Raw genomic sequence first — 15,213 nt, 5'->3', positions numbered from 1 at the left:
CATATTACTATTATATAATACTTTTTTATTTTAGTTTAGTATAAAAATCTTAAGTAGCAAAGATTCTAAAATAACGGAATCCTTGCATTATTGCCCCAACTCTTCCTCGACCACTTCCAAAGCCCGTTCGATGACCACATGCATGTCGTAGTATTTATAATCTGCTAAACGACCACAGAAAATAACCTTGTCATTTGTTGCCGCTTCTTCCTGATATTTGGAAAATATAGCATTGTTTCTCTCATCATTGATTGGATAATAAGGCTCATCTCCACGTTTCCAATCAGCTGGGTATTCTCGAGTAATAACCGTTTTAGCTTGTGTACCATACTCAAAATGTTTATGCTCAATAATGCGAGTATAAGGAATTTCTCGCTCTGTGTAGTTCACTACAGCATTTCCTTGATAGTTTTCTTCATCAAAAACTTCATGCTCAAAACGAAGACTACGGTATTCTAACTCACCATGTTTATAATCAAAGTATTGGTCAATCATCCCTGTAAAGACAACTTTTTCAGCAGAAGCTTCTAATTCTTGACGATTGGCAAAAAAGTCAAGACCAAGTTCTACTTCCACATCCTTGAGCATATTTTCGATAATGACATTATACCCACCAATTGGAATTCCTTGGTAACGGTCATTGAAATAATTATTATCAAAGGTCAAACGAACTGGTAGACGTTTAATAATAAACGGTGGAAGGTCAGTAGCAGAACGTCCCCATTGCTTTTCAGTATATCCTTTAATCAATTTTTCATAAATATCTGGACCAATCAACTTGATAGCCTGTTCTTCCAAGTTTTTAGGTTCAACGTCCTTCATATGAGCCGTTTGATCAGCAATCTTATCTTTCACTTCTTGAGGAGTTTTTGTACCCCACATAGCATAGAAAGTATTCATATTGAAAGGTAGATTATAAAGGCTACCCTTGTAATTAGCTAGAGGCGAGTTGATATAATTGTTAAACTCAGCGAATTGATTGACATAGTCCCAAACTTTTTTATTAGAAGTATGAAAGATATGGGCACCATATTTATGAACATTAACCCCTTCTACATTCTCACAGTAGATATTTCCACCAATGTGGTCACGTTTATCAATAACTTTTACTTTTTTTCCACGCTTAGTCGCCTCATAAGCAAAAATTGCTCCCGACAAACCAGCACCAACGATTAGATAGTCGTACATAGTCTCTTCCTTATCACTTATCTTTACATCTCCTTAACTATAGTAAAAGAGAGGATCTTTATACTCTTCGAAAATCTCTTCAAAGCACGTCAGCGTCCATCTGCAACCTCAAAACAGTATTTTGAGCTGACTTCCCAGTTACTCTTTGATTTTTATTGAGTATTCGTTTCAATCTATTTTAGCACAAAACAAATCATTTCTCAGTTTTCGATAGCCGAGTGATTTAAAAAGACAAGCACCAAAACTGATGTTTGTCTTTAGGATTTTGCTTGAAAAGGCTATTTCTAACTATTTAACATGTTTTTCTGCTTCTTTTTGGGCTTTTTCGATTGCTTTTTTGCTTTCTTGCTCCCATTTACTTTTAGCTTCTTCAAACTGTTTGGTCGTCACAGTGTCTTTTTGCAGTTTCATGTACTTGTAGTTATTGCCATCACCCTTGATACCAACCAATGAATAGCCTCTTGTAAATGGCGTCACTTTGGTTACAGATGCTGTGCCACCACTTGACATAGCTGACATAATGAGAGAATTGTCAATCATCCAAGCCTGTGCTTCAGCGTATTTTTCATAACGCTTGGCTACATCTTTGTTTTCACTATCTGCATCTTTGAGCATCTTAGTGTAGGTATCCAGACCTAGACTAGTGATTTTTTCCTTATCTTCCTTGGCATCTAGTCCAAAAATCTTAAGGTAGAATCCATCCTCTGCATTGAAAGGATTGAGATAAGTTGATGGATCCTGATAGTCACCCACCCAACCATCAAAGTTCAAATCGTAGTCACGATCAGCTGCTGTCGGTGCTAAGAAGGCTACATTATTAAAATCATCTGTTGAAAGTTGCTGAACATCAATGACAATGTTATCAGCACCCAAAACTGACTCAAGGGTCTGCTTAACTGAGTTCATGCCTGTCACAGCATTTTTACTTGTCTGATCAACAGCCACATCCAAGTGAATAGGGAAAGTCACACCTTGACTTGCCAATTCTTTTTTAGCTTCCACAAATTTTGCTTGGGCTTTTTCTTTGTTGAAATAGGCATCCTGAGCATCTGCCAAGTTAATACCTGACCATTCTGTTCCGTAGTTGACCAATTTAGAAGCGACTACTTCTCCAAAGGTCTTGTCTCCAACTTGGACAAATGTAGGAGGTACTAGGGTGTTACGAAGAGTCTTGCTAGCTGCTTCTTCCCCATTTGACTGAGCAGAATAGGCTGTGCGGTCCAAGGCAAAGTTCACCGCTTGGCGGAAGTTCTTGTTCAAAACAGCTGTCTCAGTTGACTTCTTCTGCTCATCTGTCGTTTTAGCAGTGTGATTGTAGGCCTTACGGTTAACGTTGAAATTGAAATACCAAGAAGTCTTGTCCTGCAAGCTATAGACGATATTATCCTTATATTTCTCCTTGGTCTTAGCCAAGTTAGAACTATTTGGATAAACCCCAGCGATAGAATAAGCTCCACTTTCAAAGTTACGGATGGTCAATTCTTGGTCTGAACCATCAAAATAGGCCAATTTCACATGTTCAATTGATACTTTGTCATGATCATAGTAATGCGGATTTTTCGCATACTCGATCGATGATTTTGATGTGAAATCTTTTAACAAATAAGGTCCGCTGTAGAGAATACTATCTGGAGATAGGGTACCAAAATCTTTCCCTTTTGAGTTTAAAAACTCTTCGTTTACTGGGAAAAGAATACTGTTGGTTGTTTTTGAGTTCCAGTAAGGTTCTGGCCGTGACAAAGTATACTCAACAGTCTGGTCGTCAATGGCCTTCACCCCAACCTTAGAAAAGTCAGAATTCGCTCCTGTAATATAATCATTCAAGCCCTTAATCGAGTTTTGAATCAAGTCAATGGCCTGTGATTTATTATCCACTGCGTACTTGATACCTGTCACAAAATCTTGTGCCTTAACTGGGGCGTACTCTTCACCGTCAGCCGTGAACCATTTGGCACTTTTCTCAATTTGTAAGTATAAGTCAGACCGCCGCTTGAAACAGACCAGTCCTCTGCTAAAGACGGAACTAGATTTCCGTAATTGTCATTTTCAAGCAAACCATCAACTAGGTTGGTAATGATGGCTGTATTATCAGCGTAGTAGTCTAACAAGTAGTTAAATGCAGTTGGATTTCCACTAAAGGTTGATGAGTAAGTTTTTGTATCTGAACCTGATTGTCCGCAAGCAGCTAAAAGCAAGGCAAATGCAAAAGTCAGGCCTGCACTAAGGACACTCTTTTTTGTATTCATCTCCCTTCTACTTTATGTTAGTTTTTGTAACATAGGTTTGTTTTACCAAAATAGTGGAAATTTGTAAAGTTAATTGAATTTCGAGAATGAAAGTTTATAAACCTTGGTTATAAAAAACAAAGGATTTCTGCCTTTTCATACAGCCTTCCCTTGTTTTTATGCGATTTCAATTTTAAATTTTTCTGTAAAAAATATTTATAGTAATTCCACACAGAAAGCATCCCATGGAGCTAAGATTTGTTTTTCAAAGACTTCTTGAGCTAGGGTGTTTTCAATCAAGACAGATTTGACATTTCCTTCTACTACAAAGACTTGCTCTTCATTGGACAAGTTAGCCACAACTAGGAAACGACGGTCGCCATCTTTACGGATATAGGCGAAGACCTTATCAGCCGTATCAAGCAATTCAAAGTCAGCTCGAATCAGCCAGCTGTTCTCCTTACGGATTTGGACCAAGTTCTGATAAGTATAGAAAATAGAATCTGGATTTGCCAGCGCTTCTTGAACGTTGATTGCTTGATAGTTTGGATTCACTGCCAACCAAGGTTGACCTGTTGAGAAACCAGCGTTTTTGCTCTCGTCCCATTGCATAGGGGTACGGGCATTGTCACGTCCAATGACACGTATACTGTCCATGATTTCTTCCAGCGAAACACCTTTTTCAAGAGCTTCACGCGCATAATTGAGGGATTCAATATCTTCTACTTGATCCAGCGTTTCAAACGGATAGTTGGTCATCCCAATCTCCTCACCTTGGTAGATATAAGGAGTTCCTCTCATAATATGAAGCAAGATTGCAAAGGCTTTGGCAGATTTTTCGCGGTATTCTTGGTCATTTCCCCAGATTGAGACAATACGAGGGAGGTCATGGTTGTTCCAGAAGAGGGAATTCCAGCCGTCCTCAACTCCTAACTCTGTCTGCCATTTGTTGAAGATTTCTTTTAACTTAGCGATATTCAGCTCTTTTTGATAGTGCCATTTAGGCTGACCTTCCTGATACTGAAGACCGATATGTTCAAAATGGAAGACCATAGACAATTCTTGCCCCTTTGGGTCAGAGTAGAGCTTGGCAATCTCTGGCGTTGCTCCCCAGGTTTCCCCTACTGTCAAGAGATTCTTAGCTCCAAAGGTGGCCTGATTCATTTCCTTGAGATAGGGGTGAAGCATAGGACCATTATTGACTACCTTCTCGTCAGGAATTTTGCCAATCATGTCAATAACATCCATACGGAAACCACCAATACCTTTATCAATCCAGAAGTCCATCATATCATAAATTTTCTGGCGAAGTTTTTCATTTTCCCAGTTGAGATCCGGCTGTTTCTTACTGAAAAAGTGGAGATAGTATTGACCTGACTTTTCATCGTATTCCCAAGCAGACCCACTAAAGATAGAATCTAGGTCATTGGGTTCATCGCGCCAGATATAGTAGTCTCGCTCAGGGCTATTAGGATTTTCACAGGCCTCTACAAACCAAGCATGTTCATCCGAGGTATGATTGACCACCAAGTCCATGATGATACGAATATCACGCTTCTTAGCTTCCGCAATCAGTTGATCCATATCCTCCATGGTTCCAAAAATCGTTGCAATCGCTTGATAATCAGCAATATCGTAGCCATTATCATCCATAGGGCTGTCATAAACGGGAGAAAGCCAAATCGCTGTAATCCCTAGCTTGGCTAGATAGTCTAACTTACTGGTAATTCCTGGCAAATCGCCAATTCCATCTCCGTTGCTGTCCATGAAACTCTTTGGATAAACTTGATAAACTACGGCATTGTGCCACCATTTTTCTTGCATCTTCTTACCTCATTATTTTAATAATCTATAGTCTATGATAGCGCTTTTCAGATTTTTATGCAAGCGTTCGCCTAATCTTTTTGATTCCTTTTTTAACTCCGTAGTTTCCTAACTTCCAATTTTTTATTATAATAGAGGTCAGAGGTAAAAAATGAAAAAACAAGCTTTTAGTTCTGAACGATATTTGAATTTACAACGCGACCATATTTTGGAACGCATTAACCAATTTGACGGCAAACTCTACTTAGAATTTGGCGGTAAAATGTTAGAAGATTTCCACGCTGCTCGTGTCCTTCCTGGTTATGAACCTGACAACAAAATCAAGCTCTTGCAAGAATTGAAAGAGCAGGTTGAGGTTGTGATTGCCATTAATGCTAGCAACATTGAACATTCCAAAGCACGTGGCGACTTAGGCATTTCTTATGACCAAGAAGTTCTTCGTTTGATTGACAAATTCAATGAATTAGGGATTTTTGTCGGCTCCGTTGTCATTACACAATACGCTGGCCAACCCGCTGCAGATGCCTTCCGCAACCAACTTGAGAAAAACGGAATTGATTCTTATCTTCATTATCCAATCAAAGGATATCCGACGGATATGGATCACATCATTTCCCCAGAAGGCATGGGCAAAAACGACTACATCAAAACCAGTCGCAACTTGATTGTCGTAACCGCTCCTGGACCCGGTTCTGGAAAATTGGCAACGTGTATGTCCAATATGTACCACGACCAAATCAATGGCATCAAGTCTGGCTACGCTAAATTTGAAACCTTCCCTGTTTGGAATCTTCCCCTTCATCACCCAGTTAACTTGGCTTATGAAGCTGCCACAGCTGACCTTGATGATGTCAACATGATTGACCCCTTCCATCTTCAAACCTATGGAGAAACCACTGTCAACTACAACCGTGATATCGAAATCTTCCCAGTGCTCAAGCGCATGTTGGAACGTATTCTCGGAAAATCACCATACGCTTCACCGACAGATATGGGTGTCAACATGGTTGGTTTCGCTATTACAGATGACGAGGCTGCTGTCGAAGCTTCTAAACAAGAAATCATCCGCCGTTACTATCAAACAGTTCTTGACTTCAAAGCTGAAAAAGTTGGCGAAGCTGCCGTCAAGAAAATTGAGTTGCTCATGAACGACCTCGGTATCACACCTGCAGACCGTAAGGTTGCTGTCGTTGCGCGCCAAAAAGCAGAAGAAACTGGTGGACCAGCCCTAGCCTTTGAATTGCCAAATGGGGAAATCGTCACTGGTAAGAACTCAGAACTCTTTGGCCCTACAGCCGCTGCCTTGATCAACGCCATCAAAAAATCAGCTGACATCGCTAAAGAAGTAAAACTAATCGAGCCTGAAGTTGTTAAGCCAATCCAAGGTCTTAAAATCGATCATCTCGGTAGCCACAATCCACGCCTTCATTCAAATGAAATCCTGATTGCACTTGCTATCACAGCTACAGAAAATCCTGATGCTGCCCGCGCTATGGAAGAACTCGGCAACCTCAAAGGAAGCGAAGCCCACTCAACCATCATCTTGACTGATGAAGACAAGAATGTCCTTCGTAAACTGGGTATCAACGTAACCTTTGACCCATACTACCAATACGACCGCTTATATCGTAAGTAAAGATTTCAACCTCTCCAGCCTCGGAGAGGTTTTCTCTCTGTCTCAGGAGCAACCTTTATGATATAATGAGAGAAGAAAACTGAAAGGATTTACCATGTCAAAAGAAGTTATTGTCGAAAGTTTTGAACTTGACCACACCATTGTCAAAGCACCCTATGTTCGCTTGATTGGGGAAGAAACAGGGCCAAAGGGAGATGTCATCTCCAATTATGATATTCGTTTAGTGCAACCCAATGAAGACTCGATCCCTACTGCCGGCCTTCACACTATCGAGCACCTCTTAGCCAAACTCATCCGTACCCGCATTGACGGCATGATTGACTGTTCACCATTTGGTTGCCGCACAGGCTTCCACATGATTATGTGGGGACGTCACGCCAGTGCTAAAATCGCAGCTGTTATCAAGGATTCGCTCAAGGAAATCGCTGAAACTACTACTTGGGAAGATGTCCCAGGGACAACCATCGAATCTTGCGGAAACTACAAGGACCACAGCCTCTTCTCTGCTAAAGAATGGGCAAAACTCATCTTGGAACAAGGGATTTCAGATGATGCCTTTGAACGTCATGTGATTTAAAATCGAGTAGGGGATAATCTCTAGCCCCTCTCACACCACCGCACGTGCCGTTCGGCATACGGCGGTTCAACTAACTTTTAACGCATGTCGTTCAAGGTAATAATCCAAACACGAAACCAGTCCACGTTTTTCCAGGACTGGTTTTGATATAGCACGTTTAAGTACCGACTTCTGAGCTACTATAGTAGACTGAAACTAGAATAGTACACCTCTACTACACGACATGCCCGTCGTACCTCAAAAGGAACCAGTTTTTTTCAGCTGGCTCCTTCTTTTTTATCCTCAAAATTCTATCTTAGGCTTTCTCACGAATAACCAAAACGCCATCTTCCATATCTGCTTCCAGATGTTTAGCATCTAAATGATCTAAGTGGAAGTCTGTCACCTTATCACGAATTTCTTGTTCAACCACGCGACGGAGAGGACGAACCCCCATGACTTCGTCGTAACCTTCTTCTGTGATATAATCTTTAGCCGCTTGACTGACTACCAAGTCAATGTCTTTCTTAGCCAAGGTTTGGTTAACTTCAGCCAACATCAAATCTACAATCTTAGAAAGGTCTTCCTTAGTCAAGTGTGAGAACTCGATGACTGCATTAAAGCGGTTGAGGAATTCTGGACGGAAGAAGGGGTTCAAACGGTCCATCAATTCTGGTTTATCCGCATCTTCTGTCAAGTTGGCTTCATAGCCAAATCCAGCATTTGAGGTCGCAATAATGACAGTGTTCTTGAAGCTTACTGTATTTCCTTGACCATCTGTCAAACGACCATCATCTAGAACTTGGAGGAGAAGGGTAATAACTTGAGGGTCAGCCTTTTCAATTTCATCCAAGAGAATGATAGAGTATGGATTGCGACGAACACGTTCTGTTAAGGTATTGCTATTGTCATCATAACCCACATAGCCTGCTGTTGTACCAATTAGCTTAGAAACAGCTGTACGGTCACTGTATTCAGACATATCCAAACGGATAATCGCATCCTGGGTTCCAAACATATCGAGTGCCAATTGCTTAGCAAGCTCCGTCTTACCAACCCCAGTAGACCCTACAAAGAGGAAGCTGCCGATTGGGCGATTTCCTTCATCAAAACCAGCACGGTTACGACGGATAGCACGAGCTACAGCTTCTACGGCCTTATCTTGACCAATCACCTTGTCTTGCAAGCGATGGGCCATATCTTTCAAACGTTCGATATCTGAAGCTCCCATTTGCGATACTGGGATACCTGTCATTCGTTCCACAGATTCAGCCACATCATTGACACTTGCAGTCACTTTCATATCTTCTGTGTGGTTTTCGATTTTCTTTTCCAATTCTGCAATGCGTGTTTTATAGTTTAGAGCTGCTTCAAAATCTTCTGCTTCAACTGCTTTTTCTTGCTTGTCTTTTTCCGTTTCGATTTCTCGTTCAACAGCATGCACATCTGTTACTGGATGTTGAGCCGCCAAGTGAGCAGCCGTTACATCGACAAGGTCAATAGCCTTATCTGGCAAGCTACGTTGAGGAATGTATTGAACAGAATAATCCACCGCTGCTTTCAAGACTTCGTCTGGCAAGATGACATTGTGGTGTTGTTGATAGAGATCACGAATGCCTTGAAGAATTTTAAAAGTATTCTCTGCTGAAGGAGCATTGACCTTCACTTCGTTGAAACGACGAGCAAGAGCAGCATTCTTCAAGATGGTGTTACGGTATTCGTCTTGAGTTGTTGCCCCAATCACTGTCAATTCTCCACGAGAGAGAGCTGGCTTGAGAATATCCGCAAGTCCTTTAGAACCACTGTCTCCACCAGTGCTACCAACACCAAGAATTTGGTGAATTTCATCAAAGAAGAGGATAATATTCCCTGCTTCTTTCACTTCATTGACTAAGTTTTGGACATTTTCTTCAAAGCTACCACGGTATTGAGTACCAGCCTCAAGACCTGAGATATCAATAGAAATAATTTCCTTGTTCTTGATAGCAGCAGGAACATCTCCGTTCACAATGGCTTGCGCTAGACCTTCGACAACTGCTGTCTTACCAACACCTGCATCTCCGACCAAAACAGGATTGTTCTTGGTGCGGCGTGAGAGGATTTCAGATGTTTCTTGAATTTCCTTGTTTCGTCCGATAACAGGATCCAACTTGCCCTCACGCGCTTCTGCTGTCAAGTTTCGACCTAGTTTTGCAAGGACACCGTCTTGTTTCATACCTGACGTATGTTGTGGCATTTGCACATCAGTTTCTGCATTTCCTGGTAATTGACCAGTCGTACGATAGTGAGCAAATTCCTCAGGTGTGACTTCGCGCCCATTAATTAAGTAACGGCGATTTTCAGAACTGTATCCTCGCATACCACCCATCAATTGGTTAAATAAATCATCCATGTTATTAAAATTATTAAAGTTGTTATTCATATTCTTTACCTCTTTTTGTTTACAAAGTTATGATTACTGATATTGACTATCTTTGACCATTGTTTTAAAAAATTTAGACTAGCTAGATCGCTACCCTACGTACTATTTCTGGTTTTTCTTTTTCAAGCAGGAGTAGACTATCTTTACTTCTGAAGATTTCTAGATGAAACATAGACCCACCTCTTTCTATTTTACTTTAAATAAGTGTTCTAGTAAGGCTTTCATTTACCTTACGTTCATAATATACTACATTGGTCAGAAAAGGTCAAGAGTTTTGACTTTAATTGACCAATATTTTTTAAAAAGCAAAAACACCCTGAAACATCAGGGTGCTATTCTTATACCAAATACAAAATTGCTAGGGTCAAAAGACTTGCTAGAAGTCCCACTCCCCAAAAGAAGAAGTCAACCTTCCACTCGCTCCAAGGATTTCCTTTACCAGACAATCCCCCAAGCTCAAAATGGTGATGTACAGGCGTCATACGGAAAATACGTTTGCCACCTGTCAGTTTGAAATAGCCGACTTGCATCATGACTGAGGTTGTTTCAAAAACATAAACAATTCCGATAATCAAGAGAGTCCATTCTTGGTGGAGAGCCATAGAAATAGCTGCCAGCATTCCACCGAGAGCCAAACTTCCCACATCTCCCATAAAGACTTTAGCAGGCTTATGGTTAAAAACGAAGAAACCAAGCAAACCACCAATCATAGCAAGAATCACTAGAAGGATATCCATCTGACCTTGCACATAGGCAATAACTCCATAGGCAGACAAACTAATAACAACAGAAATACTAGCTAAACCGTCAATACCGTCTGTCAAGTTGACTGCGTTTGAAAAACCGACTAGCCAGAAAAGAGCGAAGACAATATAGAAAATTCCTAGATGTACTTGGTAACCAAAGACAGAAAGCATATCGCCACCGCGCTCATAGAAAAGGTAGAAAATGACGCCACCTAGAAGCTGAAGAGCCAATTTCTGTTTGGGATTAAGGCCCTCATTGATTTTACGGAAGACCTTGAGGAAGTCATCTAAAAATCCGATTAAACCATAAAGAATCAAGATAAATAAAATCATACCAACATTATTGCTGAGTTGATTACTAAATAGGGCGAAAAAGAAAGCAACTAAAACAGAAGCAATTAAGAAAACCAAACCTCCCATTGTAGGAGTCCCAGCTTTTGCCTGGTGCTGTTTGACATCCTCATGCATCTGCTGGCCTGTAATTTGCGCCTTTCTATAAAATTGGATAAAGGCCGGAATTCCTACTAAAGTTAGTAAAAATGTCACAATTCCAGCACTGATGGAAATAAACATATTAGTCTCCTAAAGTTAATTTAATTTTTTTAATGTTTTTGATAGCTGTATTAGTCCGAACATCTTGCTTCTGAACGATGGAACCTGAACCTTCAAATTCCAGTTCAATATCCAACCATTTAGCAAAGGTCTCAGCAGTCTCTTTTTTCCAGCCATACATGTCTGGAATTTCTTCTACCTTATCCGATAAAAGGAGAACTTGTTGGTTTGGTGCAAGATTTTTTCCTTCTTCTACAGAAGTCTCTTTAATCTTTGTTCCAGTACCTACAACGATGGGTTGCACAATATTTCGGCGTAAGGCTTCCGCCAACTCACCAGGTGAAATATCCTTGATGCTAGGCATTGCATAAGAAGATTCTGTCGTCACTTGATCTAAATTTTTAGCAGGAGATTGAAGATTGAGAGAGTCTTTCATAGCTGAAGCCCGCTCCAAGATAGGATTGGCAAATTCTCCCAACTGAATACCTGAATAATGTTCAGGTTGTTGGACCGTCACATACAAGATAAAATCAGGATTTTCAGCCGGATTCATCGATACAGCCGAGAAAATATAGTTGGTTAACCCGACTAGATAACCACCATTTTTCTCGTCAGCAATCTGAGCCGTACCAGACTTGAGGGCTACATTTTGCCCAGGAACAGTTACAGTTGGCTTGCCTGTGCTGTGGTTATACATGGTTCCATAAACCGGATCCGTCCCTACCAAGACCATGTGAGTACGAGTTTGGCTAGCTGCATCTTTCGACACGGGATTTCCTACGATTTCTTTTTGAGATTTACGAACGGTTTGATCATTTGGATCATACAAGGCCGTAATAAATTTAGGCTCCAGCATGACACCGTCATTAGCAATAGCTGTAAAGGCACGAATCATTTGCGTCTGGGTCACTGAAATCCCTTGCCCAAATGAGCTTTGCGCAATGTTGACAATATTATCCGCAGGAAGCTGACCAGCATACTCATCCGTCAAACCGAAACGGGTCGGAACACCAAATTTAAAACGATTAAGATAATCAAGCCAGGTAGCATCTCCCATCTTTTGCTCAAGAAGGGTCATCCCAACGTTACTTGAGTGAGCGAACCCTTGAGAAAAGGTCATCATACCACCGCCGGTCAAACCTTCATTAACGTCCCAATCTCGAGTCGTCACATCCGCTATTTTTAATTCGCTGCTATTGAAGTATTCTCCACCTGGGAAGGTATTGTTATCAATAGAAGAAGCTAACGTCATGACCTTCATGGGTGATCCTGGTTCATAGTTACTTTGATAAAGAATATCACGCCAAACAAAGTCCTCAGTGATTCCTTCTTTAGTATCTGCATTAAAGGTAGGTCGTTGGGTAGTAGCAAGGATTTCACCGGTCTTTGCACTGACCAATGTCGCGGTCATATACTTACCTTTTACTTTTTGTAGAAAGGCATCCATTTGAGTTTCCATGAAGGACTGAAGGGTGCTGGAAATAGTCGTATAAACATCCTTGCCATCTACCGTTTGTTGGGAAACTTGTTCTGTTCCAGGGACAATATTACCCAGACGATCTTTTTCATAGGTAATAATACCGTCTGTCCCTGCAAGAATACTGTTCAAGGAACTCTCCATTCCAGAGGTTCCCAGCAAGCTCTTGCTGCCATCTTCATTTTCATGGAGCTGAGCTAGACCGATAAAACTAGAAGCAAATTGTCCGTTTGGGTAACTACGATTAGGACTGGTTGTAAAATCAATCCCCTTGACCTCTGCAGTTTCCAACTCTTTTTTGATAGACATCATATTGGCATAGGTAATTCCATTGCCCTTCGAACCAAAGGAAACTTGCTTGAGATTAGGTTGCGAGAGTTGCTCTCTTACATAGGATTCTTCCATGTCCAGATACTTATGAAAGACCTCTGCAACCTTGTTAAATTGTGTTTTTTCTACGTAAAGAATCTTACCCGTTGCTGACTTATAGTTCTCATCAATGACCGCATAGACATTATAGGAGGTTGCATCCTCAGCAATTGGGACTCCATTTCGGTCATAAATAGTCCCACGTTTGGCAGGAACTGTACGGGTGGTTTGATGAACCTTCTTAGCTTCCTTCGCTAAATCTGTTCCAAAGCGAGTGCCCGTCCCAATAATGACCGCAAAATTGACTAAAAAAACGGCAAAAACAAAGACAGATAATAAACTCAGACTTTTTCCAACTCTGCGTCTGTTTTCAGCCGGCGATTTCCGATTTTTCGTCGCATAACGGATTACTCTTTTTGTCCACTTCATATCTTACTCCGCTATTCGAATATTTTCATTGTTTAATTGCAAATCGTGTGAATTGGCAATCTCTTTCAAACGTTCTGCACGTAATAGTTCATTGACCTCTTGCTTGGCATCGTCCAATTCGGTCTTCTTTTCCTCTATCTGCGCATTGATTTTTGTCAAATCATTCTGCACTTGCAAGAGCTTGGTCTGCATAAAAATAATACTAATGGCTACAATAAGAGTGGTTACAGCAATGGAAAAGTAAAAAGCTTTTTCCACACGCGAAAACCGTTTAAGTTGCATCTGTAGTATTTGACCTGTTTTTTCCATTCTTTCTGCCATCTTTTTTCCTCTTACTTGTGAATTTTTCTGGCCACGCGCAACTTGGCTGAGTGCGAGCGGTTATTGGCTTCTAATTCTTCTGCACTTGGCAAGATTGGCTTACGGGACACCAATTCCATCTTAGGCTTGAGATCATCTGGGATGAAAGGCAAACCTTTTGGAACTTCAACTGTTGAAGCTTCCTTAAACAATTGCTTGGTCAAGCGGTCTTCCAAGGAATGAAAGGTAATCACTGAAATTCTACCATCCAGAGCCAACATATCCATAGCCTGCTGGATGGACTCATCTGCCGCTCCCAGTTCATCATTAACTTCAATTCGAATAGCCTGGAAAATCTGCTTGGCAGGATGGCCCTTCTTCTTGAGTTCCTTGGCAGGTTTGGCCGACTTGATAATCTCTGCTAACTCAGTCGTTGTCTCGATTGGCTTCACTTCACGTGCTTGTTCAATCTTACGCGCAATCTGTTTAGAGAATTTATCCTCACCATACTTGAAGAAAATACGAACCAAGTCATGATAGTCATAGTGGTTCACCACTTCATAGGCTGTCAGACTAGCATCCTGATTCATCCGCATGTCCAGTGGCGCATCCTTTTTATAAGAAAAACCACGCTCACGCTGGTCCAATTGAGGACTAGACACTCCCAAGTCATAACAAATTCCATCAATTTCCTGAACACCAGCTTCGCGCAAACGTGCCTGTAAATGACGGAAGTTATCCTTGATAAAGGTCACCATTCCCTTTTCAATGTAAGGTGCCAAGCGTTTTTGCGCATTGTCAATGGCATTCTGGTCCTGGTCAAAGGCATAGAGATGACCTTTTTCACTTAATTTACTTAATAAATACTCGCTATGGCCTGCTCCACCCAAAGTCGCATCAACGTAGATACCGTCGGGCTTTACGTCAAGCATATCAATCGTTTCGTGGAGTAAGACCGTTACATGATGAAATTCTTTTGTCATATCTTATCTATTTTACCACAAATCCGACAAGCTTGCACTAGTCAGACAAATAGGATAAGGAGGCCAAATTTCAAGTTCAAGTTAGCCATGAAGAAGTCTTCTCTGGGTGATTTGTAGTTCAAGCATTTTTTAGGATAGTTATTAATCCAATTTTAGATGAATGTGACTTCTTTGGGAGTCGTTTCCTTAGTTCCCTTAGGTAACCATCTACGAATGAGGCTGTTGTGATTCTCATCAGTTCCCCTTTCCCAAGAGGCATAGGGGTGCGCATAATAGATATGTTCCTCAGAAAATACATCAGACAAGCGGTTAAATTCTGTACCATTATCTGCCGTGATGGAAATAATTTGATGTTGTTTTAAGATGAGTTTTAAAGCCTGATTGACCGCCTCAGCACTTTTATTTGGAATCAATCGGATAATTTGATGCCTAGTCCTTCGATCAGTTAAGACCAGTAAACAATAATTTTTCACCCTTGTAAGCAGAACCGTATCAATCTCATAATG

9 protein-coding genes and 2 pseudogenes are annotated in these 15,213 nt (G+C 41.0%); 2 read left to right on the top strand and 9 right to left on the bottom strand.

What is annotated here, in order from left to right:
• Nucleotides 1-87: 87 nt before the first annotated feature.
• From glf to HT688_RS05365, 3 genes and pseudogenes are all read right to left on the bottom strand, one after another.
• Complete coding sequence (gene glf, locus HT688_RS05375; RefSeq protein WP_000272518.1) at nucleotides 88-1,188, bottom strand: UDP-galactopyranose mutase; 1,101 nt, start codon at nucleotides 1,186-1,188, stop codon at nucleotides 88-90.
• Between the two features lie 288 nt (nucleotides 1,189-1,476).
• Nucleotides 1,477-3,434: pseudogene (locus HT688_RS05370) on the bottom strand (peptide ABC transporter substrate-binding protein).
• 195 nt (nucleotides 3,435-3,629) lie between these two features.
• Nucleotides 3,630-5,237: a glycoside hydrolase family 13 protein gene (locus tag HT688_RS05365; protein WP_001156807.1), complete on the bottom strand. Its 1,608-nt coding sequence runs from the start codon at nucleotides 5,235-5,237 to the stop codon at nucleotides 3,630-3,632.
• A 151-nt stretch (nucleotides 5,238-5,388) separates the two neighbouring features.
• On the opposite strand from HT688_RS05365, the gene HT688_RS05360 reads away from it, so the two are divergent.
• Both HT688_RS05360 and HT688_RS05355 read left to right on the top strand, forming a co-directional pair.
• Entirely contained in the window at nucleotides 5,389-6,873 is a 1,485-nt protein-coding gene (locus HT688_RS05360) for a DUF1846 domain-containing protein (protein WP_000743635.1), read from the top strand.
• A 94-nt stretch (nucleotides 6,874-6,967) separates the two neighbouring features.
• Nucleotides 6,968-7,450, top strand: coding sequence for an S-ribosylhomocysteine lyase (locus tag HT688_RS05355; RefSeq protein WP_000032561.1), 483 nt, complete (start codon nucleotides 6,968-6,970; stop codon nucleotides 7,448-7,450).
• Between the two features lie 295 nt (nucleotides 7,451-7,745).
• Here HT688_RS05355 and HT688_RS05350 read toward each other — a convergent pair whose 3' ends face one another.
• The 6 genes and pseudogenes from HT688_RS05350 to HT688_RS05325 all read right to left on the bottom strand — a co-directional run.
• Nucleotides 7,746-9,851 carry an AAA family ATPase gene (locus tag HT688_RS05350; protein ID WP_172923628.1) on the bottom strand — a complete coding sequence of 702 codons (2,106 nt, stop codon included), beginning with the start codon at nucleotides 9,849-9,851 and terminating at the stop codon, nucleotides 7,746-7,748.
• A 338-nt stretch (nucleotides 9,852-10,189) separates the two neighbouring features.
• Nucleotides 10,190-11,170, bottom strand: coding sequence for a phospho-N-acetylmuramoyl-pentapeptide-transferase (gene mraY, locus HT688_RS05345; RefSeq protein ID WP_172923627.1), 981 nt, complete (start codon nucleotides 11,168-11,170; stop codon nucleotides 10,190-10,192).
• A gap of 1 nt (nucleotide 11,171) precedes the next feature.
• Nucleotides 11,172-13,424 (bottom strand): penicillin-binding protein PBP2X, encoded by a 2,253-nt coding sequence (pbp2x, locus tag HT688_RS05340; protein ID WP_050105837.1) that lies wholly within the window; start codon nucleotides 13,422-13,424, stop codon nucleotides 11,172-11,174.
• A 3-nt stretch (nucleotides 13,425-13,427) separates the two neighbouring features.
• Complete coding sequence (ftsL, locus tag HT688_RS05335) at nucleotides 13,428-13,745, bottom strand: cell division protein FtsL (protein WP_000840840.1); 318 nt, start codon at nucleotides 13,743-13,745, stop codon at nucleotides 13,428-13,430.
• An 11-nt stretch (nucleotides 13,746-13,756) separates the two neighbouring features.
• Nucleotides 13,757-14,707, bottom strand: a complete 951-nt coding sequence (gene rsmH, locus HT688_RS05330) for a 16S rRNA (cytosine(1402)-N(4))-methyltransferase RsmH (protein WP_000159400.1) — start codon at nucleotides 14,705-14,707, stop codon at nucleotides 13,757-13,759.
• Nucleotides 14,708-14,862: 155 nt separating this feature from the next.
• Nucleotides 14,863-15,213, bottom strand: a pseudogene (locus HT688_RS05325) (IS30 family transposase); the annotation flags it as partial.

The sequence above is a fragment of the Streptococcus sp. 1559 genome, from assembly GCF_013276735.1.
Taxonomy (GTDB): Bacteria; Bacillota; Bacilli; order Lactobacillales; family Streptococcaceae; genus Streptococcus; species Streptococcus pseudopneumoniae.
Note: the sequence above shows the minus strand (reverse complement) of the source record. Positions and strands in the feature narration are given on the sequence as shown.

What these genes read in the sequence shown, in the direction of transcription:
- glf (WP_000272518.1), bottom strand. Translation starts at nt 1,188, where the DNA reads ATGTACGACTATCTAATCGTTGGTGCTGGTTTGTCGGGAGCAATTTTT.
- ftsL (WP_000840840.1), bottom strand. Translation starts at nt 13,745, where the DNA reads ATGGCAGAAAGAATGGAAAAAACAGGTCAAATACTACAGATGCAACTT.
- HT688_RS05360 (WP_000743635.1), top strand. Translation starts at nt 5,389, where the DNA reads ATGAAAAAACAAGCTTTTAGTTCTGAACGATATTTGAATTTACAACGC.
- HT688_RS05355 (WP_000032561.1), top strand. Translation starts at nt 6,968, where the DNA reads ATGTCAAAAGAAGTTATTGTCGAAAGTTTTGAACTTGACCACACCATT.
- rsmH (WP_000159400.1), bottom strand. Translation starts at nt 14,707, where the DNA reads ATGACAAAAGAATTTCATCATGTAACGGTCTTACTCCACGAAACGATT.
- HT688_RS05350 (WP_172923628.1), bottom strand. Translation starts at nt 9,851, where the DNA reads ATGAATAACAACTTTAATAATTTTAATAACATGGATGATTTATTTAAC.
- mraY (WP_172923627.1), bottom strand. Translation starts at nt 11,170, where the DNA reads ATGTTTATTTCCATCAGTGCTGGAATTGTGACATTTTTACTAACTTTA.
- pbp2x (WP_050105837.1), bottom strand. Translation starts at nt 13,424, where the DNA reads ATGAAGTGGACAAAAAGAGTAATCCGTTATGCGACGAAAAATCGGAAA.
- HT688_RS05365 (WP_001156807.1), bottom strand. Translation starts at nt 5,237, where the DNA reads ATGCAAGAAAAATGGTGGCACAATGCCGTAGTTTATCAAGTTTATCCA.